The sequence below is a fragment of the Novosphingobium sp. Gsoil 351 genome, from assembly GCF_009707465.1.
GTDB lineage: Bacteria > Pseudomonadota > Alphaproteobacteria > Sphingomonadales > Sphingomonadaceae > Novosphingobium.
This window is the reverse complement of record NZ_CP046120.1, coordinates 3,613,073-3,637,942: the sequence shown is the minus strand read 5'-3', so window position 1 is coordinate 3,637,942 and position 24,870 is coordinate 3,613,073. Positions and strand designations below refer to the sequence as shown.

General features: G+C 66.0%; 25 protein-coding genes and 3 pseudogenes. 6 read left to right on the top strand and 22 right to left on the bottom strand.

What is annotated here, in order from left to right:
* The first annotated feature begins 46 nt into the window (after positions 1 to 46).
* Positions 47 to 1,810 carry an amidohydrolase family protein gene (locus tag GKE62_RS17510; RefSeq protein WP_154693346.1) on the top strand — a complete coding sequence of 588 codons (1,764 nt, stop codon included), beginning with the start codon at positions 47 to 49 and terminating at the stop codon, positions 1,808 to 1,810.
* A gap of 101 nt (positions 1,811 to 1,911) precedes the next feature.
* Positions 1,912 to 2,925 (top strand): NAD(P)-dependent alcohol dehydrogenase, encoded by a 1,014-nt coding sequence (locus GKE62_RS17505; protein WP_370516021.1) that lies wholly within the window; start codon positions 1,912 to 1,914, stop codon positions 2,923 to 2,925.
* On the opposite strand, the gene GKE62_RS17500 is transcribed toward GKE62_RS17505, so the two are convergent.
* From GKE62_RS17500 to GKE62_RS17480, 5 genes and pseudogenes are all read right to left on the bottom strand, one after another.
* Positions 2,922 to 3,998 (bottom strand): DUF2855 family protein, encoded by a 1,077-nt coding sequence (locus GKE62_RS17500; RefSeq protein ID WP_154693345.1) that lies wholly within the window; start codon positions 3,996 to 3,998, stop codon positions 2,922 to 2,924. The genes GKE62_RS17505 and GKE62_RS17500 overlap by 4 nt on opposite strands.
* A 192-nt stretch (positions 3,999 to 4,190) precedes the next feature.
* Entirely contained in the window at positions 4,191 to 5,309 is a 1,119-nt protein-coding gene (gene dnaN, locus GKE62_RS17495; RefSeq protein ID WP_154693344.1) for a DNA polymerase III subunit beta, read from the bottom strand.
* A gap of 161 nt (positions 5,310 to 5,470) precedes the next feature.
* A pseudogene (gene fabG / locus GKE62_RS17490) lies at positions 5,471 to 6,237 on the bottom strand (3-oxoacyl-[acyl-carrier-protein] reductase).
* Positions 6,238 to 6,475: 238 nt separating this feature from the next.
* Entirely contained in the window at positions 6,476 to 7,411 is a 936-nt protein-coding gene (fabD, locus tag GKE62_RS17485) for an ACP S-malonyltransferase (RefSeq protein WP_154693343.1), read from the bottom strand.
* A 32-nt stretch (positions 7,412 to 7,443) separates the two neighbouring features.
* Positions 7,444 to 8,268 (bottom strand): LD-carboxypeptidase, encoded by an 825-nt coding sequence (locus GKE62_RS17480; protein ID WP_154693342.1) that lies wholly within the window; start codon positions 8,266 to 8,268, stop codon positions 7,444 to 7,446.
* 57 nt (positions 8,269 to 8,325) lie between these two features.
* On the opposite strand from GKE62_RS17480, the gene GKE62_RS17475 reads away from it, so the two are divergent.
* Entirely contained in the window at positions 8,326 to 9,762 is a 1,437-nt protein-coding gene (locus GKE62_RS17475; RefSeq protein WP_154693341.1) for a Mur ligase family protein, read from the top strand.
* Here GKE62_RS17475 and GKE62_RS17470 read toward each other — a convergent pair.
* The 5 genes from GKE62_RS17470 to rpsF all read right to left on the bottom strand — a co-directional run bounded on the left by GKE62_RS17470 (position 9,759) and on the right by rpsF (position 12,993).
* Positions 9,759 to 10,679: a sensor domain-containing diguanylate cyclase gene (locus GKE62_RS17470; protein WP_154693340.1), complete on the bottom strand. Its 921-nt coding sequence runs from the start codon at positions 10,677 to 10,679 to the stop codon at positions 9,759 to 9,761. The two genes, GKE62_RS17475 and GKE62_RS17470, sit on opposite strands and share 4 nt — an antisense overlap.
* A 275-nt stretch (positions 10,680 to 10,954) precedes the next feature.
* Positions 10,955 to 11,611: a helix-turn-helix domain-containing protein gene (locus GKE62_RS17465; protein ID WP_154693339.1), complete on the bottom strand. Its 657-nt coding sequence runs from the start codon at positions 11,609 to 11,611 to the stop codon at positions 10,955 to 10,957.
* Between the two features lie 167 nt (positions 11,612 to 11,778).
* Positions 11,779 to 12,390, bottom strand: coding sequence for a 50S ribosomal protein L9 (gene rplI, locus GKE62_RS17460; protein ID WP_154693338.1), 612 nt, complete (start codon positions 12,388 to 12,390; stop codon positions 11,779 to 11,781).
* Positions 12,391 to 12,402: 12 nt separating this feature from the next.
* Positions 12,403 to 12,627: a 30S ribosomal protein S18 gene (rpsR, locus tag GKE62_RS17455; protein WP_154693337.1), complete on the bottom strand. Its 225-nt coding sequence runs from the start codon at positions 12,625 to 12,627 to the stop codon at positions 12,403 to 12,405.
* Between the two features lie 3 nt (positions 12,628 to 12,630).
* Entirely contained in the window at positions 12,631 to 12,993 is a 363-nt protein-coding gene (rpsF, locus tag GKE62_RS17450) for a 30S ribosomal protein S6 (RefSeq protein ID WP_154693336.1), read from the bottom strand.
* Between the two features lie 574 nt (positions 12,994 to 13,567).
* Here rpsF and GKE62_RS17445 point away from each other — a divergent pair.
* Together GKE62_RS17445 and GKE62_RS17440 are read left to right on the top strand one after the other, a co-directional pair.
* Positions 13,568 to 14,422, top strand: coding sequence for a cupin-like domain-containing protein (locus tag GKE62_RS17445; protein ID WP_154693335.1), 855 nt, complete (start codon positions 13,568 to 13,570; stop codon positions 14,420 to 14,422).
* Between the two features lie 192 nt (positions 14,423 to 14,614).
* A pseudogene (locus GKE62_RS17440) lies at positions 14,615 to 16,052 on the top strand (AMP nucleosidase).
* Here the strand turns inward: GKE62_RS17440 and GKE62_RS17435 are convergent.
* From GKE62_RS17435 to GKE62_RS17405, 7 genes and pseudogenes are all read right to left on the bottom strand, one after another.
* Positions 16,053 to 16,445 (bottom strand): type II toxin-antitoxin system VapC family toxin, encoded by a 393-nt coding sequence (locus GKE62_RS17435; protein ID WP_154693334.1) that lies wholly within the window; start codon positions 16,443 to 16,445, stop codon positions 16,053 to 16,055. It abuts the pseudogene before it with no gap.
* Entirely contained in the window at positions 16,442 to 16,690 is a 249-nt protein-coding gene (locus tag GKE62_RS17430; protein ID WP_154693333.1) for a type II toxin-antitoxin system VapB family antitoxin, read from the bottom strand. Before GKE62_RS17430 ends, GKE62_RS17435 begins: the two co-directional genes overlap by 4 nt.
* 70 nt (positions 16,691 to 16,760) lie before the next feature.
* Entirely contained in the window at positions 16,761 to 17,228 is a 468-nt protein-coding gene (locus GKE62_RS17425) for a YbjN domain-containing protein (protein ID WP_195908504.1), read from the bottom strand.
* 62 nt (positions 17,229 to 17,290) lie between these two features.
* A complete protein-coding gene (locus GKE62_RS17420) occupies positions 17,291 to 19,111 on the bottom strand; it encodes a M2 family metallopeptidase (RefSeq protein ID WP_154693331.1) in 1,821 nt (606 codons plus the stop codon).
* Positions 19,112 to 19,197: 86 nt separating this feature from the next.
* Positions 19,198 to 19,944 (bottom strand): alpha/beta fold hydrolase, encoded by a 747-nt coding sequence (locus GKE62_RS17415; protein WP_230206788.1) that lies wholly within the window; start codon positions 19,942 to 19,944, stop codon positions 19,198 to 19,200.
* The gene (locus GKE62_RS17410; protein WP_154693330.1) at positions 19,941 to 20,384 is read right to left on the bottom strand and encodes a GFA family protein; all 444 of its coding nucleotides are present in this window, start codon (positions 20,382 to 20,384) and stop codon (positions 19,941 to 19,943) included. Before GKE62_RS17410 ends, GKE62_RS17415 begins: the two co-directional genes overlap by 4 nt.
* A pseudogene (locus GKE62_RS17405) lies at positions 20,381 to 21,029 on the bottom strand (2-hydroxychromene-2-carboxylate isomerase). Before GKE62_RS17405 ends, GKE62_RS17410 begins: the two are co-directional and overlap by 4 nt.
* A 211-nt stretch (positions 21,030 to 21,240) precedes the next feature.
* Here GKE62_RS17405 and GKE62_RS17400 point away from each other — a divergent pair.
* Positions 21,241 to 21,450, top strand: coding sequence for a DUF2945 domain-containing protein (locus GKE62_RS17400; RefSeq protein WP_154693329.1), 210 nt, complete (start codon positions 21,241 to 21,243; stop codon positions 21,448 to 21,450).
* Positions 21,451 to 21,459: 9 nt separating this feature from the next.
* Here GKE62_RS17400 and GKE62_RS17395 read toward each other — a convergent pair whose 3' ends face one another.
* The 5 genes from GKE62_RS17395 to rimM all read right to left on the bottom strand — a co-directional run bounded on the left by GKE62_RS17395 (position 21,460) and on the right by rimM (position 24,854).
* Positions 21,460 to 22,086 (bottom strand): hypothetical protein, encoded by a 627-nt coding sequence (locus GKE62_RS17395; RefSeq protein ID WP_154693328.1) that lies wholly within the window; start codon positions 22,084 to 22,086, stop codon positions 21,460 to 21,462.
* A gap of 22 nt (positions 22,087 to 22,108) precedes the next feature.
* Positions 22,109 to 23,134 (bottom strand): aspartate-semialdehyde dehydrogenase, encoded by a 1,026-nt coding sequence (locus GKE62_RS17390; protein ID WP_154693327.1) that lies wholly within the window; start codon positions 23,132 to 23,134, stop codon positions 22,109 to 22,111.
* A gap of 102 nt (positions 23,135 to 23,236) precedes the next feature.
* The gene (gene rplS / locus GKE62_RS17385; RefSeq protein WP_154693326.1) at positions 23,237 to 23,623 is read right to left on the bottom strand and encodes a 50S ribosomal protein L19; all 387 of its coding nucleotides are present in this window, start codon (positions 23,621 to 23,623) and stop codon (positions 23,237 to 23,239) included.
* A complete protein-coding gene (trmD, locus tag GKE62_RS17380) occupies positions 23,620 to 24,369 on the bottom strand; it encodes a tRNA (guanosine(37)-N1)-methyltransferase TrmD (protein WP_154693325.1) in 750 nt (249 codons plus the stop codon). The genes rplS and trmD overlap by 4 nt, the downstream gene beginning before the upstream one ends.
* Positions 24,366 to 24,854, bottom strand: coding sequence for a ribosome maturation factor RimM (gene rimM, locus GKE62_RS17375; protein ID WP_154693324.1), 489 nt, complete (start codon positions 24,852 to 24,854; stop codon positions 24,366 to 24,368). Before rimM ends, trmD begins: the two co-directional genes overlap by 4 nt.
* Between the last annotated feature and the right edge of the window lie 16 nt (positions 24,855 to 24,870).

Below are 24,870 nucleotides of genomic sequence, written 5' to 3'. Positions count from 1 at the left end.
GGTCTCCAGGCCTGACATTCTCCCGGCGAAGTTGGGAGAACGACTCATGCCTTCATACGACCTGGTCATCCGCAACGGCACCATCGTCGATGGCACCGGAGCGCCGCGCTTTTCCGCCGATGTCGCGGTCAAGGACGGACTGATCGCAGCGGTCGGTCGGGTTCAGGGTGATGGCGCCGAAGAGATAGACGCCGCCGGCAAGGTCGTGGCGCCCGGCTGGGTCGACATTCACACGCATTACGACGGTCAGGCGACCTGGGATGCGGAGATGGCGCCGTCGTCGTGGCACGGCGTCACCACGGTGGTCATGGGCAACTGCGGGGTCGGCTTCGCGCCTGCCGCACCCGAACGCCACCAGTGGCTGATCTCGCTGATGGAGGGCGTCGAGGACATCCCCGGCACCGCGCTGGCCGAAGGGATGAAGTGGGACTGGGAGAGCTTCCCCGAATATCTCGACGCGCTGGAGCGCATGCCGCGCAGCATCGATGTCGGCACCCACGTACCCCATGGGGCGGTCCGTGCCTATGTCATGGGCGACCGCGAAAAGCCCGGCGCGGTGCCGACCGATGACGATGTCGCGCAAATGTCGGCGATCGTCGAAGAGGGGATTCGCGCCGGCGCGCTGGGCTTTTCGACGAGCCGTACGGTGCTTCACAAGTCGATCGACGGCGAGCTGGTCCCAGGCACCACCGCCACCGCCGAGGAACTCATCGCGATCGGCCGGGCGATGGGCCGGGTCGGCCACGGCGTGTTCGAGATGGCGAGCGATCTAAAGCGCGAATGGAACGAGTTCGAGTGGATGGGCGCGCTCAGCCGCGAGACCGGACTGCCGGTGACCTTTGCCGCGCTCCAGTCGATCGCCAAGGAGCTACCGCTCGACGAACAGATCGCCACGATGCGCAAGGAGAACGCGAACGGAGCCAACATCGTTGCGCAGATCGCGCTGCGCGGAAACGGCATCGTCATGGCCTGGCGCGGCACGGTCCATCCGTTCCGCTTCAAGCCCGCCTGGGTCGAAATCGAGACGCTGCCGTGGGAGCAACAGCTCGCCCGGCTCCAGGACCCGGCGTTCAAGGCGCGGATGCTGGCCGAGGAAAACGTCTATCCCGAGAGCGACATCATCGATTTCCTGCGCGTCGTCGCGACCGGGTGGTTCCTTCAATTCGAGATGGATCCCGATTTCGACTACGAACCAACCGCTTCCGAGGCGATTCTCGCCCGAGCGGCCGCGGCGGGGGTAGACCCGGCCGAATATGCCTACGATCTGCTGATGAAGGACGAGGGCACAGGCTTCATCTATTTCCCGATCCTCAATTATGCCGACGGCAACCTCGATTTCCTCGAGGCGTTGCAGACCGCTGACGACACCGTCAACTCGCTGTCCGACGGCGGCGCACATTGCGGCACGATCTGCGACGCGGCGAGCCCGACGTTCATGCTCCAGCACTGGGTTCGCGACCGCAAGCGCGCCGAGGGCCGCCCCGAGGGCAAGATCACGCTGGAGAATGCGGTCAAGCGCCAGTGCCGCGACACCGCGCGGCTCTATGGCCTCGACGATCGCGGGGTGATCGCGCCGGGCTATATGGCCGATCTCAACGTGATCGATCTCGACCGGGTCAAGCTCGGCAAGCCTTGGCTGGCGTTCGACTTGCCCGCGGGCGGCAAACGCCTGCTGCAGAAGGCCGAGGGTTATGTCGCGACGATCAAGGGCGGCGTGGTGACTTTCCGCGATGGCGAATGGACCGGCGAAACCCCCGGCGGCCTGATCCGCGGGCCGCAGCGGGCCGAGATGCTCGAAGCGGCAGAATAAACCCAGTAACCGAAAACCAGCCCGCTCATGGCGAGCGAAGTCGAGACAGCCGGCGCCGGATGTCTCGACTTCGCTCGACATGAGCGGATCGAGGACATGAAATGACCATCACTGGCATCCGCGTGGGCTCGCCCGCCAGCCTCGATACGCTCGGCGTCGCCACGCTCGACGATCCCGGCCAGCCCGGTCCGGGCGAGATCCGAGTGAAACTGCAAGCCTCGTCGCTCAACTATCACGACTTCGCGGTGGTCGCGGGGATGATCCCGACCGAGCCGGGGCGCATCCCGATGTCCGACGGCGCAGGCGTTATCGAGGCGGTCGGAGCGGGCGTCACCGCGTTCAAGCCAGGCGACCTCGCGCTGTCGCTGTTCTTTCCCGAATGGGACGACGGCGCGACGCCCGCCACCGCGTTTCGGCGCGTGCCCGGCGACGGGATGGACGGCTACGCTCGCGAGGCGATCGTCGCTCCCGCCGGTTGGTTCACCCGCGCGCCCGTCGGCTACTCCGCCGCCGAGGCCGCGACGCTGACGTGCGCCGGCCTCACCGCCTGGCGTGCGCTGTTCGTCGATGGCGCGGTCAAGCCGGGATCGACGGTGCTGATCCAGGGCACCGGAGGTGTTTCGATCTTCGCGCTGCAGATGGCCAAGGCCGCGGGCGCGCGGGTGATCGCGACGAGTTCGTCGCGCGAAAAGCTCGAGAAACTGCGCGATCTCGGCGCCGACGAACTGATCAACTACAAGGAAACCGCGGCGTGGGGCGCCAAAGCGCTCGAGCTGACCGGCGGCGCGGGGGTGGACACCGTGGTCGAGATCGGCGGCGCGGGAACGCTCGACCAGTCGATGGTCGCGGCCAAAGTGGGCGGCCACGTCGCGCTGATCGGGGTGCTGGCCGGTTATGGCGGGACGGTTCAAACCGTGCTGCTCATGGCCAAAAACCTGCGCGTCCAGGGTCTGACGGTGGGCAGCCGCGCCCAGCAACTAGCGATGATCGCGGGGGTAGAGGCGACCGGGATCAAGCCGATTATCTCGGACCGCTTCCCCCTGGCGGACCTGGCCGACGCCTTTTGCCATCAGGTGGCGAACAAGCACTTCGGGAAGATCGTGATCGACATTTAGGGCAGGATCACGATTCCCACCGCCGGATCGGCAACGCCGTTGAGCGTATCGACAAACGCCGCTTGCGCCGCGGCAAGCCCGTGCCGTTCGTCTACCCTCACCGCACCCTCGGTTTCGCGCACAAACTTGGCCCAGCTCGCCGCCACGGCATCGCCGAAACCCTTGGGACCCAGCTCCGCGATCGCCGCCACGGCATGGTCCGGGGCGAAAAACAGCACCGGCGCGGGTCCGGGAAGTGCACCGTTCTCCCTACCGAAGCCTTGGCCGACGTGGGTTGCCCCGACTGTGCAGGAATAACGGAGATTGTCGCCAAGCGCGCTGTGGATCGCGTGGAGCAGCGCCGCATTCCCCGCAAAGTCGACCGAGACGCTGGGCGCCTGTGGCAGGCTGGCGACCGCATCATAGGCCAATACTCGATCGTAGAACCCGGTCGCCTTGACGAAATCGACCCGGCCCGGCGAGGTCAGGCCAATCCGCTCGACCTGCGGCGATTTGTCGCGCGCGACGCTGGCCAGCGCCATGGCCGTCTTCGACGATGCGCTAGTGCTGATCACGGCCTCCGCACCGAACCAGCCTTTGCCGCGGAACATGCTCTCGATCAGGAAACCGGTCTTGAACAACGGGCCGAAGATCATCCGCTCGGCTTCCCTGGCCGGATCATGCTCGGGATCTGCCGCCAGTCGGCTGTACTGGTTATAGATCGGACTCATCGGCTGACGATGCGCGGCGCCATCCACGAAGCCGCCCGATCCGACTTTCACCGGCAGAACATCGAGATGCGTCGCCATCGGCAGATAGCCGTAAACCCGTTCGCCCACCGTAATACCGGGGTGGTTCGACGCCTCGACCACGGCGTGCCCCCACATCGGTACAACGCCCCACTTGCCCTCGCCTGGAAAGAAGTTCCAATAGCCGAAGGCATCGCCCGCAACGGCGTATGTGACATTGTTGGCGGTAACCGAGAAGCTCTCGACTCTTAGCCGGGCCTCGTCCTGGCCGAGCGGTGGCAACGGCGCCTCGACAATACGCATCTGGTTCAACGCAGCGCGCCGGACCTGCACCGTCCTGCTCATCGAAATCTCTCCCCGCCGGCGGCTGTTCACAGACTATTTTCCTACATCGGACCAGCCCGGTATTCCAAAGCCATGCCCAGCCCCGTCCAACGTACAGCCACCTCGAAAATGTGGCGCGGGTGGGAAGGATTTTTTAGCCCAGGACAGTGGTCCAAGTGGTCCAAGGGTTGTTCGCCGGGGGCGAATCGATCCTCAAACCCGCATCGGCATCAGCACGTAGAGCGCAGGGCTTTTCTCGTCCTGGCGGATCAGTGTGGGCGCACCAGCGTCGGCCAAGTGCAGTTCCACCGTATCGCCTTCGATCTGGCCGAGGATGTCCTTGAGGTAGTTCGCGTTGAAGCCGATTTCGAACCCTGCCGAGCTATAGTCGGCGGCGATCTCTTCCGCAGCGGTGCCGTTGTCGGGGCTGGTCACCGAAAGCGTGACCTTGTCGGTCTCGAGACTCATCTTGACCGCGCGGGTCTTTTCGGTGGCGATCGTGGCAACGCGATCCACCCCTTCGAAGAAGCTTCGCGGATCGAGCTTGAGCAGTTTGTCGTTGCCCGTCGGGATCACGCGGGTGTAATCGGGGAAGGTACCGTCGATCAGCTTGCTGGTCAGCACCACGCCGTTTTCGCCGCCCAGGGTGAAGCGGATTTTGCTCGCCGAAAGGTCTATCTCGACGTTGGTGTCGAGCGCTTCCTCGATCAGCTTGCGCAGCTCGGCGACGCATTTGCGCGGCACGATAACGTCGGGCATTCCCGCCGCGCCATCGGGGCGGGCGACTGTGTAGCGCGCGAGGCGGTGGCCATCTGTTGCGGCGGCCTTCAGCTCCTCGTCGGTGACGTGGAGAAAGATGCCGTTGAGATAATACCGCGTCTCTTCGGTCGAGATCGCGAACCGCGTGCGGTCTATCAGTTGCGCGAGTGTGGCAGCAGGAATCTCGAAACTGGTGGGCAAATCCCCCTCGACGATGACGGGAAAGTCGTCGCGCGGCAGCGTTGGCAGCTGGAAACGGCTGCGCCCGGCCTTGACCGTCATCCGGTTGTCGGCGGTTTCGAAGCTGACCTGGCTGCCATCCTGCAACTTGCGCGCGATATCGAACAGGAGGTGGGCGGAGACGGTGATCGCGCCGGCGCTGTCGACGGTGACCGCTGCCATCGATTCGACCACCTGAAGGTCGAGATCGGTCGCCATCAGCTTGACCGAGCCATCGGCCGAAGCCTCGATCAACACGTTCGACAGGATCGGGATGGTGTTGCGCCGCTCAACGACGGACTGGACGTGCGACAGGCAGCGAAGCAGGGTCGCGCGTTCGATCGTGGCCTTCATGGTCTTGTCGTGCCCCTCAAACGGACGCTGGACCGGGCGCGCTTGGCGGGCCCGGAATACGGACCACCTTCCTTAACGCAGGGCATTCGTCCGGCAAGCGTCAAGCGGTGAACGCCCCGCAAAGACTGTGCAAAACTGCGCCTTTGCGCCCCCAAAGGGCGTCAGGACAGCATCGCCATCCCGCCATTGACGTGGAGCGTGTGGCCGGTGACGTATCCCGCCTCGCGGCTGCACAAATAGGCGACCGCTGCCCCGATGTCCTCGCCCTCGCCCATCCGCCCCATCGGGATGCGCGCATTGAGCGCCTCCTTCTGGCCATCGGGCAGGCTGTCGGTCATCGCGGTGCGGATGAAACCGGGCGCGACGCAATTGGCGGTGATGCCGCGGCTGGCAAGTTCCTGCGCGAGGCTCTTGGTCATCGCGGTCAGCCCGCCCTTGGCGGCGGCGTAGTTGACCTGACCGGGATTTCCAGTGGCGCCGACGACGCTGGTGATCGTGACGATCCGCCCGAACCGGGCCTTCATCATCGGCTTGGCCGCGGCGCGCATCAGCCGGAACGCGGCCTCCAGGTTGACCCGGATCACCGCATCCCACTCCTCGTCCTTCATCCGCATCGCCAGGTTGTCGCGGGTGATCCCGGCGTTGTTGACGAGGATGTCGAGCTTGCCGAGGCTGTCGACCGCCGCGGGGATCAGCTTTTCGACATCGTCAGCCTTCGACAGGTCGCAGGTAATCGCGAGATGGTCGACCTTCTGCAGATGCTGGGGCGTATGCTCGTCCAGCTCGTCGCGAAACGCGCGCAGCTTGGACGAATTGGACCCGGAAACCGCAAGCCGAGCGCCCTGGGCGGCGAGCGCGCGCGCGATGGCGCTGCCGATCCCCCGCTGGCGCCGGTCACGAGCGCGGTCATTCCTGTGAGATCGAACATCTTAGACTCCATATTTGTCACGCGGAGGGGCGAAGGCGCGGAGAGGCCAGAAGGTTCACACGAAGCCACGTAGATGGTGCGCGTGGGGCGAAGCCCCTTTCAATATCGATGCCTGCCTATGCGGCCACACCGGGAAGATTCAAGAGCGTGTGGCGCAGCAGCGACATCTTCGTGGCTTCGTGTGAATCAAATCGTCTTGCCTCTTCTCTACGCCTTCTGGACCCAGCGTGAGACAATCCTACAACTGTCCCGCCAGCGCCTCGATGTCGGCCATCGTGACGACGCTCGTCCCTCTCGCATCGGGCGTGATCCGGCCGATCATGGGGCCGAGGACTTTGCCGCCCAGTTCGACGAATTGCTCGGTTCCCGCTGCGGCCATGGCGAGCACGCTCTCGCGCCAGCGCACGCGGCCAGTGACTTGTTCGACCAGCAGGCGCTGGATCTCCGCGGGATCGCTAGCCGCGCTCGCGGTAACGTTGGCGTACAACGGCAGGCGCAGCGCACCCGGTGGGGTCCGGCCCAGCGCCTCGGCCATCGCATCGGCGGCGGGCTGCATCAGCGGGCAGTGGAACGGGGCCGAAACCGGCAGGAGAATGCCGCGCTTGATCCCGTGGTCCTTGACCAGCGCGATTGCTCGCTCGACCGCCTCGCGGTGGCCGGAGATGACGACCTGGGTCGGGTCGTTGTCGTTCGCGACCGAACAGACCTGCCCCTCGGCCGCCGCATCCGCCAGCGCCTGCGCCTTCTCGACGTCGGCGCCGAGCAAAGCCGCCATCGCGCCGATCCCCACCGGAACCGCCGCCTGCATCGCCTGCCCGCGCAGTTTGAGCAGCCGCGCAGTGTCGGCAAGGCTGAACGCTCCGGCGGCGCACAGCGCGGTGTATTCGCCCAGGCTGTGCCCAGCCACGCAATCCGCTTTATCCGCAAGCGCGATGCCGCCTTCCTTCTCGAGCACGCGCAGCACGGCGATGGCGTTGGCCATGATCGCCGGTTGGGCGTTCTCGGTCAGCGTAAGCTGATCTTCGGGTCCCTCGCGCATCAATGCGAACAGCTTCTGCCCGAGCGCATCGTCGACTTCCTCGAACACCGCACGCGCCGCGGCGCTGGCGGCGGCGAGGTCCGCGCCCATGCCGACCTTTTGGCTGCCCTGTCCCGGAAAAACGAACGCTCTCATCTAAGTCTCCTTTGTCGTGCCGATTATGGGCCTCAGACCCCGCCGGCTACCCCGAAGGGCACAATCTTGTTGGCAGCATCGTGCCCGATATCGGCGCGCCCGAGCCACGCAATGGCATGCTTTTCGCACCAGAAACGCGCCATCGCCTCGGGCTCGGAGCCGAACGGGCGGTCGTTCTCGGGAACATCGCTGACCCGCCCGAGGCGAAGCCCGGCGATTCGGTGCGCGGCGAGATGGTGAGTCACGTGAAACAGCAGCCGGTCGACCGCGTAAAGGTGCTCCGCCACTTCCTCGACCATCACCACGTGCCCCCTCAGGTCGGGCATCAGATCGGTCCCTACCAGCATGGCCAGCGTCATCAGGTTGAACGCCACCGCCGGGCGATCGTCGAGGGACGGTTCGCAGCCTTCAACGTTACCGTCCAGCCAGCCAAGCGCCCTCCGGACGGCATCCTCGCCGCCTGCGCGCCGGATGTCGGCAGGCATCGGCGCGTGAACCGGGCGGCCGATCCCGGCGCGATAGAGCGCCGCGAGCAGCGTGCCGCCATCGCTATACCCGACGAAGGCCTTGGCCCGCGCTGCCTCGTTCATGCCCAGGACGGCCTCACCGGCAAGGCGATTGGCGCCATAGCCGCCGCGCACGAACCATACCGCGTCGAAGCCCGGATCGTTCGCGCATTCGACCAGCGCGGCCAGCCGTAAGGCGTCCGGCCCTGCGAAATGGCCGTCGATCGCGAAGCATTGCTCGTGGAACACCAGGTCATGTTGCGGATATTCCGCGCTTGCCAATCCCAGGACGCGATCCGCATCGTCGCGGGTGAACGGGGTGGACGGGGCGCAGATTGCGATGCGGGCCATGCCCGTCCGTAGCTTCGCGGTTGTATTGTCGCAAAGCCAAACCTAACCCCCGGCCCCATGACCGCTTCCGCCATGACCGCGCACGCCGACGACCTCACCGCCCACCCCTGGTTTTTTTGCGGCATCGGCGGATCGGGCATGCTCCCGCTCGCGCTGATCCTGCGCGGCCACGGCGCCGAGATCGCAGGGTCCGACCGTAGCCGCGACCAGGGCCGTAGTGCCGAGAAGTTTGCCTGGCTCGAAGCGCAGGGTATCCGCCTTTTTCCGCAAGACGGCAGCGGAATCGCCAGCGCCGACCAGACGCTCGTCGCCTCCGCCGCCGTTGAAAATACCGTCCCCGAAGTCGTCCGCGCCACCGAACTCGGCTGCGCACGGATGACCCGCGCCGAACTGCTGGCCACGCTGTTCAACGCCAGCGGCCGCGGGATCGCGGTGGGCGGGACCAGCGGCAAATCCACCGTCACCGGCATGCTCGGCTGGATCATGGCCCAGGCGGGACGCGACCCGACGATCATGAACGGCGCGGTGATGAAGAACTTCGTTTCCGCCGATGCGCCCTTCGCCAGCGCGCGTGTCGGCGGCGGCGACGTCTTCGTCAGCGAAGTCGACGAGAGCGACGGCTCGATTGCACTGTATCGCCCGGCCATCGCGGTGCTCAACAACGTCAGCCTCGACCATAAGAGCCTCGAGGAACTGCGTGCGCTGTTCGGCGGCTTCCTGGCGGCCAGCGACCGCGTCGCACTCAACCTCGACGATGCCGAAAGCGCGGCTCTGCTGCATTTGGCGCGCGACGCGATGACCTTCGCCATCGATCGCGGCGAGGCCGTGCTGCATGTTGCGCCTGGCTCGATCGCCGATCGCCCCAACGGGGTTTCAGGAACGGTGGTCGACACCCGCGACGGCTCGCGCCATGCGCTCGCCTTGCGCGTGCCCGGACGGCACAATCTGGCCAATGCGCTCGCCGCGCTGGCAGGTGCGTCGCTAGCTGACGTGCCAGTGGCTGAGGGTGTCACGGCACTGGGCAGCTTCGCCGGCCTCGCCCGCCGCTTCGACATCGTCGGCACGAGCCCCCAGGGCATCGTCGTGATCGACGACTTCGGCCACAATCCCGAGAAGGTCGCGGCGACGCTTGACACGCTGCGGATGCACCCGGGCAGGATCATCGCCTTCTTCCAGCCCCACGGGTTCGGGCCGCTTCGCCAGATGGGCGCCGAGCTGGCCGAAGTGTTGGCCACTCGCCTTGGCCCGGACGACCTGACCGTGCTGTGCGACCCGGTCTATTTCGGCGGCACCGTCGATCGCTCGGTCTCCAGTGAACACGTCGCCGCATGGATCGAGGCGGCCGGCGGCCATGCCGAGCATATCCCCGAACGCACCGCCTGCGCGGACCGCATCGTCACTCTCGCCCGCCCTGGCGACCGCATCGTGGTGATGGGCGCGCGCGACGACACGCTCAGTTCTTTTGCCGCCGATATCCTTGCGCGGGTCGGCTAGCTCGCCTTCGCCGTCCCAAAGAAGTAGGCCGGAATACCGGAGTCCACTTCAAGCCGGTTGCGCCCCTTGGCCTTGGCCACGGTCAGTGCCAGTTCCCCTGCCTTGATCGTGGCATCGAGCGACGACCCGATCATCGTGAGTCCGGCGCTGACCGTGATCGGCAGGCAATCGACCCCGGATGCTCCGCTCGACTCGGCAAGCGCGGAGACAATCCCACTACAGATGGTCTCGGCGTGATCCATCGACGTTCCCGGAAACAGGATTCCGAAGCTTTCGCCGCCGATCCGCGAGATGATGTCGTCGTTCCCGGCAAACGTGCGGACCAGTTCGGCAAACGCCACCAGCAGCTTGTCGCCCACGGCGTGGCCGTAGCGCATGTTGATCGCCCTGAAGTGGTCGATGTCGAACATCGCCATGCTGCCGCCGGTACGCGCTTCGACCAGGTGCTCGAGCATCGAGACGAAAGCGCTGCGGTTGGTGAGGCCAGTGAGGTGGTCCGTCATCGCCGCCACGAACAGGCGTTCCTCGAACACGCGCCGTTCCTGGATCGAGCGCATGAGGCTCACTGCGCCGTTGACCTTGCCGCTATCGTCGATCAGGCAGCGCGACTGGATTTCGAACCAGCGTTCCTGGCGATCGGTGGTGCGCGCCGGGAATTCTACCCAGTTGCCGTCCTGTCGCCCGGCGACCGCCGATTCGTGCTCGGCCATCACCGCCGCCGCCCGCGAAGGGTGAACCAGATCGAGGATATGCCGCCCGAACAATCCGTTGATCCCGGCGAAGGGCACGCGTTCCAGCCCCGGCGATGCGCTGAGGATGTTGCCGCTGCAATCCGTTTTCAGAATGATGTCGTCGGTGCTGTCGGACCACAACCGATAGAGAGTGCTCCTCTCCTCGGGCGTAAAATGTACTCCCATGCGACCTGTGCCTCCGCGCCCCCCGTTAGGCGTCTCACAAACTGGTTTAGCAAACACACCCCTCGCCAGTTCAATCGCAAGCCGCGGTATTTGCCCCACCGCGGCCTGCACATCGCAACTCGACGTACCTAAAAAGACGATTTGAAGTAAAGCGTCGTTAGTTGACTTCTATTTACTGCGAATCGACTTTATGTGACTGTTTACCATCAATTTATTTGTGGGAAAGTGGATTTGTGGACTTGCCCGGTAATTTTTTGTGGGGAGAGCCCCGCCGGTCACAGTTCGATCAGGATACGAATCTTGTCGGGGCTCGACCCGGCGGCAGTGGCGATTTCGGCGCGGGCGCGGGCGAGCAGGTCGTGGAGGTGCGACCGGTCGCCGACGTCTGGATAGAGTTCGGATCGGGCCACCCCCAGCGCTTCGGCGAGCGGGTCGATACGGTTTCCGACCGGGCGGCTGCGGCCCTGCTCCCACGCCCACACCGTCGGCTTGCTCACCCCCAGCCGGTCGGCGATCTGGGCCAGCGTCATCCCACGCTGTTTGCGCAAGCGCTGCAGGCGGTGGCCGAAATCGTCATCGAGCGCGGACAGCGCGGGGCGCGGAACCGGGGCTTCGCTGCGCAACTGCGCGCCGCTGAGTTCCGCCGAGCTCAGCGGGGTATCGAACTGGCAACCATAGTATGTCCCGCTCGCCCAGGTGACCGTGGCGCGGCGACCCCCGGCTTCCGGCAGATCGAGGGTGATGGCCTCGCCGATCGCGAGCATCGCCGCGGTCTCGATCAGCAGGCCGCCGGCCGAGACGTTATGCACGGTAACTCGCGTCGTCTCGCCGTCGGCGGTGGCGCCGGTAGCTTCGAGGCGGAGGGTGTAGCGCACCGCGTAGCGCGGGTCGTCGCTGTGGGGAATGGGTTCGAAGTGGGCGGCGATGGGCATGGTCTGGCTTTCGCGTGGAGCCCTCACCTCGCGACAAAGTAGTTAAATTCGCGTTACGCGCCGGCCGCCTGGGCGACGAGTTGCAACGAGCGCGCGGCCTTGCGAACAAAAAAGGGCGCCCGGATGAGGGGCGCCCTTCTGGAACAGTCGGCCGGACGACGAAGCGTTCAGGCTTCCTCGCCCTCCTCGGCCGGAGCCTCCTCGAACATGTCGGCGGGGATTTCGCCGGGCTCGAGGCTGCGGTCCTGTGCTTCGGTGAAGCCCGACGGCACGCTGGCCTCCTCGAACATCGCCGCCATTACGTCGACGCCCTGGGCCTGCAATTCGGCCTCGTCGGGCGACCGCGCGACGTTGACCTTGACCAGCACCGCGACTTCGGGGTGCAGCGCCACGCGCACGTCGTAGAGGCCGATCGACTTGATCGGGCGTTCGAGCACGACCATCGACTTGGCCAGCTTGGCGCCATCGGCGTTCAGCGCATCGACGATGTCGCGCACCGAAACCGAACCATAGAGCTGGCCCGAGTTCGACGAGGCGCGGATCAGGACGACCTGCTTGCCCTCGACGTCCTTGGCATGCTTCTCGGCCTCGCCGCGACGGTTGGCGTTGTCAGCCTCGATCTTCGAGCGGTTGGCCTCGAAGACCTTCTTGTTCGATTCGTTGGCGCGCAGCGCCTTCTTGTTGGGCAGCAGGAAGTTGCGCGCGTAGCCGTCCTTGACGGAGACCACGTCGCCGATGCCGCCCAGCTTCTCGATCCGCTCGAGCAGGATGATGTCCATGGCGTGCGCTCCTTACTTCACGAGGTACGGCAGCAGGCCGATCTGGCGGGCGCGCTTGATCGCCTGGCTCAGCTCGCGCTGCTTCTTGGCCGAGACCGCGGTGATGCGGCTGGGGACGATCTTGCCGCGCTCGGACATGAAGCCCTGGAGCAGACGGACGTCCTTGTAATCGATCTTGGGCGCGTTCTTGCCCGAAAACGGGCATGACTTGCGGCGGCGGAAAAACGGGCGTGCCATGGCTTATTCTCCCTCGCGTTCGCGGCGGCGGGTGCGCTCGCGATCCTGCTTGCGCATCATCACCGAGGGTCCGCCCTCAAGCTCGTCGACGCGCACGGTCATGAACCGGATGACGTCTTCGCTGATCGCGGTCTGGCGCTCGAGCTCGGCCACCACGCCCGCGGGGGCGTCGATGTTGAGCAGCACGAAGTGCGCCTTGCGGTTCTTGGCGATCTTGTAGGCCAGCGAGCGCAGGCCCCAGGTCTCGGTCTTGGTGACCTTGCCCTTGCCGGCTTCGACGATCTCGGTGGCGGTTTGGGCCAGCGCATCGACCTGCGCCTGGCTGAGGTCCTGGCGGGCCAGGAATACGTGTTCGTACAGCGGCATCGCTGCGCATCTCCTTGTTGCCGACCGCTGGCTGATCCGCGGATTGCGGGGCCCCTCCGGCTTTCGTGATCCCCGGCGCACGGCGGCGGGGAAGCGGGGCACATACAGGTTTCCCCCGCGAATGCAACCGCCGCGCGCCCCCGCCGGATGGACCGCGAGACGGCGCGCTAAACTGTGTGACTTTCGACAGACTATCGTCGTAAGAACAATAGCTTGTAGGCCACGAGCGACAGAGGTGTTGTGACCTTCCGCCGTGCAAGCCCGAGCGCCAGCCCTGCGCTTCACCCGAGAAAGAACCAACTCGCGCCATCCGCCAGCATGTAGCCCGCCGGCACGATGTAGGAAAATGGATCCGCCACGATCCCCTCTCCCCTTGCGGGAAAGGATAGCGAAGCTTGCTTCTTCAAGAAGCTAGCGCGGCTTGGTGAGGGGTAGCGGCATGGCGCCTTGCCGCGAGCCCTCTCCAACTGCGACTCGCGAGCAAGCTCGCAAGTCTTCGTATCCTCTCGCCTGAAAGGGCGAGGAAAAACTGCCCTTTGCCGTCTGTTTACCCCGCGCTGCTAACGCCGCGGGCTTGAGCGAGGCAGCCATCTTTCCGCCCGACGCGCGCGCTGCGTTCGCCGCGCTCTATCCGACGCGGGCGGGCAAGCTGGCGCATGGGCTGGCCGGTCATCCGCTGTTGACGCTGGACGCGCTGGCCGCACTGGCCGAGGCGTTGCCCGCCGGCAGCGCCGAGTGGAACCCCGGCACGCTGCCGATCGGGGTCGATCCGGGGGACGTGCCGCGGGCCACGCTGGGCGTGGGCGAGACGATCCGCGGGATCGACACCAGCGCCTCGTGGGTGGTGCTCAAGCGGATCGAGCAGGTTCCCGCCTATGCCGCGCTGCTGCGCGCGGCGCTGGCCGAGCTGGAGGCCGTCGCTACCCCGCGCACCGGGGCGATGCACCAGCTCGAGGGGTTCGTGTTCGTCAGCTCACCCGGATCGGTCACCCCGTTCCACTTCGATCCCGAGCACAACATCCTGCTCCAGTTGCGGGGAACCAAGACGTTGACGGTGTTCCCCGGCGGCGACGAGCGCCTGCTTTCAGCCGAGGCGCAAGAGGCGTTCCACCTTGGCCAGCACCATCGCAACCTGCCGTGGAACGACGCCTTCGCCGCGCTGGGCGAGGCGGTGCACCTGGCCCCGGGCGAAGCGGTCCATGTTCCGGTCAAGGCGCCCCATTGGGTCCGGAACGGACCCGCACCCTCGATTTCGCTGTCGATCACCTGGCGGTCGGAATGGAGCTATGCCGAGGCCGATGCGCGAGCATTCAACCGGGTCTTGCGCGGCATGGGCATGCGCCCGCGGCGACCGGGAGCGTTTCCGGCAGCCAACCGCGGCAAGGCGCTGGCGTGGCGCGCGATGCGGCGGCTGGGGGTTGGGGGTTAGGTCTTCCCCCAAGTCCGGCTCATGTCGAGCAGCCTGCGCAGCAGGCGACCGTCGAGACACCGCGCGCAAGTTTACGCCATCGCTTGCGTGTCGCGACTTCGCTCGACACGAGCGGTGGGGCCACGCCGGTAAGCGGACTTGGGTGTTTGGGTCCGGTTTGAATAACCCCCCGCCGCGCGCTATCGCCCCGCGATGGAATCGCCCGATCAGATCATCGCGGAACTTTCCCGCATCTACGACGCCGCGGTCGCGTGTCTGCGCGAAGACATCGCCGCCTATGCCGCCAATGGCAGCGCGCCCCCCCGAACGCCGCCGCGACGGCAGCTACTGCTATCCCGAGCTGCGCATCCACTATGGCGGCGAGGAGCACTCGGGCAGTTCGAGCCATTCGTTCGGACGGCTGACCACCCAGGGCACCTATTCGTGCACGATCACCCGCCCGGCGCTCTATGCCGATTACCTGTCCGAACAGCTCCGCCTTATCGACACCGGCTACGACGTGCGGATCGAGGTCGGCCCGTCGACCCAGGAGATGCCGTTTCCTTACGTGCTTGACGGCGCGTACGGCGCGGGGCTCGGCGCGGTCTCGCCGCAGGACCTGGCGCGCTATTTCCCGACCACAGAGCTGGCGATGATCGGCGACGAGCTAGCCGACGGCTACGACATGGGCCACACCGCTCGCAGCCTGCCGCTGAGCCTGTTCGATGGCTTGCGCACCGATTTCAGCCTGGCCCGGCTGGCGCACTACACCGGCACCGCGCCCGAGCACGTCCAGCGCTATATCCTGTTCACCAACTACCACCGCTATGTCGACGAGTTCGTGCTGTGGGCCGGGCAGCAGCTCGGCAACGGTAGATATTCGCAACTGGTCGGTGCGGGCGGGCTGCTGGTCACCGACCATACCGCCGACGCGCGCGGGCTGGTTGCGGACACGGCGTGGCGGCGGCACCAGATGCCCGCCTATCACCTGTGCGCGCCAGACCGCAGCGGGATCACCCTGGTCAACATCGGGGTCGGCCCGTCCAATGCCAAGACAATCACCGATCACCTCGCCGTCCTGCGGCCAGAGGCATGGCTGATGATCGGGCACTGCGGCGGGCTGCGGCCAACCCAGAAGATCGGCGACTATGTGCTGGCCCACGCCTATCTGCGCGACGACCACGTGCTCGATCCGGTGCTGCCGCCGGAAATCCCGATTCCCGCCATCGCCGAAGTCCAGGTCGCGCTGCAGAAGGCGGCCGAGCTGGTCAGCGGCCAGGGCGGCGCCGACCTCAAGCGGCGGATGCGGACCGGCACCGTGGTCACCACCGACGATCGCAACTGGGAGCTGCGCTACACTCATTCGGCCCGCCGCCTGAGCCTGAGCCGCGCGGTCGGGATCGACATGGAAAGCGCGACCATCGCCGCGCAAGGCTATCGCTTCCGGGTGCCTTACGGGACGCTGCTGTGCGTTTCGGACAAGCCGCTGCACGGCGAGATCAAGCTGCCCGGCCAGGCCAACCAGTTCTACGAGGAAGCCATCGCCGGGCATTTGGCGATCGGGACGCAGGCCTGCGAACTACTGCGTGCCGAGGGCCCAAGGCTGCACAGCCGCAAGCTAAGGGCGTTCAACGAGCCGCCGTTCAGGTGATCACGCCGCTTCGATGTCGGTGTGGGTGAAATCGTTGCCGACGTAGAGCAATGGCTTTCCCTCGCTTCGTGCCAGAGCATAGGCCATGCAGTCGCCGAAGTTGAGCTTTGCCGGATGCCCGCTGCCCTTGCCGAAATCACGATAGGCTTGCCGTGCGATTTCGGCGAGCTCGGGGGTGAAGGAGACAATCTCGATATCGAACTGGTCGAGAAGATCGTCGAATCGTCGGCTTAGTACTGGATCGCGTCGGCCGTCGGCCACGATCGCCGTCTCTAGAAAATTGCCGCTAGCAATCTGGGGCAGCGCCTCGGAATCAACCAAAGCTCTCGCCAATCGCTGGTAGCCCGCCTCTTTGTTCAACATCGCGATAAGCGCCGATGAATCGACGATCACTTGGGCAGCCCCGCCTCATCATAGAGCAGCGCGTCGATATCGGCGGAGCCCGGCCCGCCACGCAGCGCCTTGGAAGTGTACTCGAGAATTTTCTCGATCCTTGCAAGCTTGGCTTGCTTGTCTTCGCGCTTGCGAAGCTCGGCCCGGATCGCCTTGGTGACCGCCCCGGTGATGCTGTCGCCCGTCTCCTTGGCGAGTTGAACGGCAAGACGGTGCGTTTCGGCGCTCTTGATATTGAGGTTCATGATCTATTCTTCCATTCCAGGGAAGAATTCTTCCATAGCGCTCGAATCCGCGATCGGCAATCGGCGTCAATCAACTTCGGGGCTGTTGCCCCGCCGCAACCTTTGGAAACAGCGTCGCCGCCATCGCCTGGACGGTCGTGGCGAAGCGCGCCGCGCTGGCCAGGAACACCTCGCGCGGGATGCCGTCGCCGGTCTCGATATCCCAGCGCAGGCGGGGATCGCCGTTGGCGGTGACACTCACCGCGCCGTAGCGATATCGCCGTGCGAACAGGTTGGCGTCCTCCAGGCTCATCCCCGCGCCCTCGGCATCGAACGCGGAGAAGAACTGGACCGAGCCGCACTGGTCGTGCCGCGCCTCGTCGCAATCGAGGAACAGCAGCCGCGCCTTGAACCCGTTCATCACGAGGTCGAGCACCGGATCGCCGGTGTCGTCGACGCCGGTGGTCACGTCGTAACCTGCGGATTTGAGCGCCTCGGCTAGCGATTCGGGCTTCTGCGCCGCAACCGTGGCGGCCATGGCCGGGGCGGCGAGCCCCATAGCCACCGCTATCGAAATCGCCCGCCCCAATCGCATGTCAGCTTGCCCTCACCATCCGCCAGCTACCAGCCGCACGTCCTGCCCTTGTTCTGCGTTTGCAGCCACTTCGTCAACGGGGCGAAATAGCGGACCATGGACTTGCCGCTCATCTCGCGGCTGCCGGTGAAGGCCTGCAGCGCATCGGGCCACGGCTTCGACGCGCCCATCGCGAGCATCGCGTTGAGCTTCGCGCCGACCGCCTTGTTGCCATAGAACGAGCAGCGGTGGAGCGGCCCTTTCCACCCGGCGATCTTGCACGCCGCCTCGAAGAACTGGAACTGGAGCACGCGGGCGAGGAAATAGCGCGTGTAGGGCACATTGGCCGGGATGTGATACTTCGCTCCCGGATCGAACGCATCGGCCGGGCGGTCGACCGGCGGGACGATGCCCTGGTACTGCCGCTTTAGATCGACCCACGCAGTGTTGTAGTCGGCGGGCTGGATCTTGCCCGAGAACACCCCCCAACGCCACTTATCGATCAGCAACCCGAACGGCAGAAACGCGACCTTGTCCATCGCCTGGCGCAGCAGCAACCCGGTGTCCTTGCTCGCCGGCGGAACCTGGCTGCGTTCGAGCAGGCCAATCTGGACGAGGTATTCGGGCGTGATCGACAGCGCCATCGTATCCCCGATCGCCTCGTGGAAGCCGTCGTTGGCGCCCTCCTGATAGATCCGCAGCGGCTGCTGGTTGTAGGCGCGCTGGTAGAAGTTGTGGCCCAGCTCATGGTGGATCGTGGTGAAGTCGTCGGCGTTGACCTTGATGCACATCTTGATCCGCAGGTCGTCCTTGTTGTCGACGTCCCACGCGCTGGCGTGGCAGATCACCTCGCGGTCGGCCGGCTTGACGAACAGCGAGCGCTGCCAGAACGTCTCGGGCAGCGCGGGGAAGCCGAGCGAGGTGTAGAAACCCTCACCCGCCTTGACCATCTTGATCGGATCATAGCCCTTGGCGGTCAGCAGCTCGCCGGTGTCGTAGCCGATGTCGCCCGCGCCCGGAGGAGCGACGATGTCGTAGATGTTGCCCCATTCCTGCGCCCACATGTTGCCGAGCAGATCGGCGCGGATCGGGCCGGTCTTGGCCTGAACCGCATCGCCGTATTTCTCGTTGAGCTTGGTCCGGGTGTAGCAGTGGAGCTGGTCGTAGAGCGGCCTGACCTCACCCCAGATCTTGTCGGTCAGCGCGGCGAAGGCGTCGGGGTCCATGTCGTAGTTGGACCGCCACAACGCGCCTGCGTCGGCGAAGCCGAGTTCCCTGGCGCCCTCGTTCATCAGCGCCGCAGTACGCTCGTAGTCCGCCTTCATCGGCTTGCCCACGTTGTCATGCCAGCTCGCCCACATCTCCTTGAGCTCGTCGGGGTTGCGGTTGGTGCCCATCGCCGCCTCGATGTCGCTGCCGTTGATCGGCTGACCCTTCAGCGTGCCCTTGCCCTTGCCGTAGACGCCCTGCATCGATGCGGTGCGCCGCGCGACCTCCTCCGCCGCCCCCGGCTTGGTCGATGCGGGCGAGGTGATCTGCGTGCGGAACATGGTGAGCTGGCGCTGGGTGTCCTTGTCCAGCCCGGCCACGCCGGCGGCACGCGCCGCGGCCAAGGCGTTGGCCACCTGCATCTTGGTCGTCGTGGCTCCGGCTTGCGCCGAGACGAACTCGGAGTCGTCGTTGATATAGGTCTGGTAGACCCAGTCGGCGTGGCCCTGGGCCACGGTTTGCTCGGCATAGGCCGCGTCCGCCGACTTCACCCATTGCGTGACTTCGGCGGGGGTGGCGGGCGGCGCCATATCCTCGGCCAGCGCGGGCGAGGCGGCAAGGCTGGCGGCGAGCGCAAGGGCGGAAGCAATGGTTTTCATGGGAAGCGACTCCGGCGTGACGGCAAAGAGTGCCCGAAGCTTAGGCTTCGCGGCGCGAATTCACGTTACGGCGGTCCGGGACAGCGTCAAGTGGTTAGAAATGAAACGATCTCGCTAGCCATCTCCGGCTGGGTAACCGAGCCCATGTGCGTGCCCGGAACGGTCGCGCGGCGTGCATCGGGCAGCGCCGCGGCCAGCGCGTCGGGATCGCCGTTGTCATCGTCCTGCGCGCCGCACAGAACCAGTGTCGGCATGGTCACCGCGGCCAGCGCGGAGGGCGGGGTGTCGGCCATCGACCCCAGCAACAGCCGCGCCGCCTCGGCATCGACCTTCATCGATTTCATGAACTGCTGCGCCATGTAGGCCGGGTCGCCGGGGCGGATCGAGCCGAAGCGGGCGATCACGTCGAGGAAGAACGCGGCCCGCCTGGCCCACCCGGCCAAACCCTCGAGTCCCATCCCGCCCAGCACCAGACGGCGCGGCGCGAGTCCCGCCAGCACCGCGCGCACGCTTGTCCGCGAGCCGAGCGAGAAGCCGACGAGATCGTAGTCGGTCACGCCAAGGTATGTGACCAGCGCGGCGGCATCGTTGGCGAGGACGTCGGGCGGATAGCTCGCCGGATCATGCGGCTTGGCGCTCTCTCCGTGGGCTCGCAGATCGGGCATCAGCGCCTCGAACCCCGCCTCGGCGAGGCGCTTGGCATGGCCGAACCTGATCCAGTTCATCTCGGCGCTGGAGAACAGGCCATGCAGCAGTATGACCGGGCGGCCCGCCCCCAACCGATGCAGCGCCAGCTTGGCCCCGCCGAAACCCTCAAAGAACTCGCCCCTCACTCGGGAACCTCGCGCCCGGCCGCCTTCCAGCGCTTGGCGATGCTTTCGGTCGTCGCGGAGTGGTGGCGCGGCAGAGCGCGCGTATCGAGCCAGGCTTCGTGGATGCTCTCCGACCCCGCGTGGGCCTCCGGCGTGAACTCGGAAGGATCGTCGAAGCTGCCGAAGGTGATGTCGGGATTGCCCTTGCCATCGGCGAAGTGGAACCCGAGCGGGGTGCCGCAGTGCGAACAGAACGGCCGCCGCGCGATCGGCGAGCTTTGATACCAGTCGGGTTTGCTCTCCCAAGTCAACGCACCGGCGGGAACCTGGACGAACGCGGCGGCGAACCCGCCGGTCGCCTTCTGGCACATCCGGCAGTGGCAGAGATACGCCTGCGCCTTCTCGGTTTCGACGCGATAACGCACCTTGCCGCACTGGCACCCGCCGGTCTGCACGCTCATCGTTCGGCCAGTCCTTTCTGCTGCATTCGCCATACCGCCAGATCGATCCGATCCTGGCCGAAGAAAGGCTCGCCCTCGAATACCAGCGTCGGCACGCCCCAGTGCCCGGCGGCTTCGAGCGCAGCCTGGTTGGCGGCGATCTCGGCGTCCAGCGCCTCGGGCTCGCTGGCGATTTCGGCTTCGAGCTCGGCGAAGTCGAGGCCAGCCCGCTGAGTCGCCCCGGCAAGGTGGTCGCCCTCGTTCCATCCCGCGGTCCCGCCCCAGATCAGCCGCGAAACCTCGTCGGCAAACGCCAGCGACTTGCCCCCGTCGCGCTGCGGCCTGGCCCAGCCGGGTGAGCCGATAGATATGCGGCTGGTCATCCGCGATCCGGCGCGTGGCGATGTCCTGGACGATCGGATCGGGGCGCGGCGGCGCGAACGGTATCTCCAGAGATTGCGAGAGCCGCACCACATCGGTGAGCAGGTAGCGCAGCCAGCTGGGATGGTTGCGCTCAAAGAAATCGGGCTGGCGGATCGCCAACGGATAGACCGGCCGCAGGGTGAGCGCGAGATCGTATTGGTCAGCCAGCGCCCGGTAGCGGCGCGTGGCGAGGTAGCTGTAAGGGCTGCGGAACGACCAGAAGATGTCGGCGGCGAGGGTCATGGACCAGGCATCCCCCAGGATTTCATTCGAGCCATCGTATGTCTCCCTGCGGTACAATGCCGCTCATCCCGAGCGAAGTCGAGGGACGCTGCGCGAGGCTGGAATGCGGAGCGCATCTCAACTCGGCCCGACACGTACAGCGTTGGGCGAAGGCAGGCGGAACTGGCGCCGCCGCCACCGGTTGAACGGCCACCCCGATCGGAGAACAGCCATGCCCAAGTCGCTTTCCAAGGGCGATGCCGTCAGCTGGAAAAGCCACGGCGGAACCGCGCACGGGAAGGTCGTGAAAAAGATCACCGCGCCGATGGAGATCAAGGGCCACCACGTCGCCGCGAGCAAGGACAATCCCGAATATCTGGTCGAAACCGAGGACGGCAAACGCGCGGCGCACAAAGCGGGCGCGCTGACCAAAGGGCGCTGAGACTTCGGGTCAGCGGAAGAAGCAGGTCGTCCCGGCGTGGAAACTGACGACCTTGGCCCCATCGCCTGCGCCATCGAGGAAACCGCCGATCGTCCCGCCGTCGCCGGATGCGTACTCGAACTCGCCGGGCAAGGTGGTGCCGGGCACCCGCCGGGCGGAGCGTTCGGCGCTAATCTCGGCGAGGGTATTGCCCAGTTGCAGTCCATCGACGGTTACCACCGGCGCGCCCTTCTCCGCCCGCCAGCCGACGAGCTTCCCACCGAGGAAATTGAGCGTCAGCGGCCCCCACGCGGCGAACTCCATCGGACCCGCACCGCATTCGGCGAGCTTGCCGAACTTCGGCTTGCCGAATTCGACGGTCATCGCCTCCAACGTTTCCGCCTGATCGCGTCCGAACTTCAGCGTGGCGGCGGTGTCCCGCCCATCGACCGCGCCAGCCATGATGATGCCGTCGGCCGCCAGCGTCACCCGAGGCGTCTTTTTGGCCGGAGCTTGCGGTGCAGCGGACGCGATCGGCAAGACACTGGCCTCCGAGGCAGGCACGGTGGTGGCCGCATCCGCCGGAACGGGTTGTTCCGGCGAGCGATCACACGCCGCGAGCACGATGAGCGCGACGAACGGCAGGGCAAGGCGCATCGAAAATTCCTCGCTGTGGCGCTCAGCCCTTTTTGAGGTGACGCCTTCCGAGGAGTTCAGCGATCTGGACGGCGTTTAGTGCCGCTCCCTTGCGCAAGTTGTCCGAAACGCACCACAGCACGAGGCCGTTCTCGACCGTCGAGTCCTCGCGGACGCGGCTGACGTAAGTCGCGCCATCACCGACGCATTCGATCGGGGTCACGTATCCGCCGTCCTCGCGCTTGTCGATCAGCATCACGCCGGGCGCCTCGCGCAGAATGTCCTGCGCCTGCTCGGCGCCGATCTCGTTGGCGAACTCGAGGTTGATCGCCTCCGAATGGCCGACGAAGACGGGCACGCGCACGCACGTCGCCACGACCTTGATCTTGGGATCGAGGATCTTCTTGGTCTCGACCACCATTTTCCACTCTTCCTTGGTCGAGCCGTCGTCGAGGAAGACGTCGATGTGTGGGATCACGTTGAAGGCGATCTGCTTGGTGAACTTGTTGATGGAGACCTGGTCGCCCACGAAAATGGCGCGGCTCTGCTCGAACAGCTCGTCCATCCCCGGCTTGCCCGCGCCCGAGACCGATTGATACGTGCTGACCACCACGCGCGTGATCGTCGCGGCGTCGTGCAACGGCTTGAGCGCGACGACCATCTGCGCGGTCGAGCAGTTGGGGTTGGCGATGATATTGCGCGCGGTATAGCCGTCGATCGCATCAGGGTTCACCTCGGGCACGATCAGCGGCACGTCGGGATCCATGCGGTAATACGACGAGTTGTCGATCACCACGCAGCCCGCCGCCGCGGCCTTGGGCGCGTATTCCTTGGCCGGACCCGAGCCCGCCGCGAACAACGCGATGTCCCAGCCGGTGAAGTCGAAGTTGGCGATGTTCTGGCACTTGAAGCGCCGCCCGGTCTCGCCGTACTCGACCTCTGTGCCCTGCGAGCGCGCGCTGGCGACAGCGGCGATCTCGTCGGCGGGAAACTCGCGTTCCGCCAGGACGTTGAGCATTTCACGGCCGACGTTCCCCGTCGCGCCGACAACCACCACCCGGTAACCCATCGTTTCATTCCTCAAATACGAGAACGGCCGGCGTTCCTGTGTGGGAAGCCGGCCGTCTCGGTCTGTGTTGCAGCCCGATCGCTATGGTGATCGGTCTTCAGCTCATTCCGCGGCCGCCGTCGTAGTCTTAATGACTTTGCGCTCTGCAATACGCGCGCGCTTGCCGGTGCGGCCGCGCAGGTAATAGAGCTTGGCGCGACGGACCACGCCGCGGCGGACCACGACGATGCTGTCGATGTTGGGTGAGTACAGCGGGAATACGCGTTCCACACCCTCGCCGAACGACATCTTGCGCACGGTGAAGTTCGAACCGAGCCCACGGTTCGAACGCGCGATGCACACACCCTCGAACGCCTGGACGCGGGTGCGCTCGCCCTCGACGACGCGCACGCCGACGCGGACGGTGTCTCCCGCGCGGAATTCCGGAATGTCCTTCCGGCCCTTGAATTCCTCGATGGCCTCGGCCTCGAGGGTCTGAATCAGGTTCATTCGACCTGGTCCTTCTTTTCACGCCGCGCGCCAGAGGCAGGCTGGTCCCGAGCGCCGGTGTGGCGCTCCCAAAGGTCCGGCCTGCGTAACCGTGTGTCGATCTCCGCCTGCCGTTTCCGCCAGGCCGCGATCTTCGCATGATCCCCCGATCGCAGCACTTCGGGGATCGTGCGCCCTTCCCATTGCTGGGGCCGGGTATAGTGCGGGTACTCGAGAAGTCCGTCCTCGAACGATTCCTCGGTCCCGCTGGAAGGCGCGCCCATTACGCCGGGGAGCAGGCGAATGCAAGCGTCGAGCAACGCGATCGCAGCGGGCTCTCCGCCGGACAAGACGATGTCGCCGAGGCTGACCTGTTCGATGGCGGGGCGGGCCTCGAACAAGCGTTCGTCGAAGCCCTCGAAGCGCCCGCACAGGATGGTGACGCCAGGGCCGGAGGCAAGCTCGCGGATGCGCGCCTGGGTCAGCGGTGCGCCGCGCGGGGTCATCGCGATGACCGGGTTGGCGGGGTGGAGCACCGTGGCATGATCGACCGCTCGCGCGACGATATCCGCGCGCAGCACCATCCCCGCCCCGCCACCCGCTGGGGTATCATCGACGGTGCGGTGCCTGTCGGTGGCGAAGTCGCGGATGTGGACGGCGTCGAGCGACCACGCGCCGTCGGTCAGCGCCCGCCCAGCGAGCGACATGCCGAGCGGCCCGGGAAACATCTCCGGATAGAGAGTGAGAACGGCGGCGGAGAAGGTCATCCCGCGGCGAAGGCTGCGTCGATGAGCAGCCGATCTCCCCATTCCGGCACGGCCTCGGCGGTCATCGGCACCATGAAGCGCATGCCGTCAGCCTTCTCGATTTCGATCACATCGCCCGCGCCGAAGTTCTCGACCGCGACGCACAACCCGAGCGGCTCGCCCTCGGTCGAGACTGCGGGAAGGCCGATCAGGTCGGTGTGGTAGTACTCGCCCTCGCCCAACGGCGGCAGCGCCGAGCGGGGGACGGTCAGTGCGGTGCCGCGCAGGGCTTCGGCGGCGGTGCGGTCGGCCACTCCAGCGAAGCGGGCGATGGCGCCGCCCTTGCCATCGTCCTTGAGTTTCAGGATCGTCAGCGCACCGCCGTTGAATGCCTTGTGCGGCTTCAAAGACGCTACGCCCTCGCCGAACAGCTTGAGCCGGACTTCGCCCGTCACGCCGTGCGCGCCGATGATGGCGGCAAGCGTGACGGGCTTGTCCGGGATCAATCGTCAGCCCTCGGCC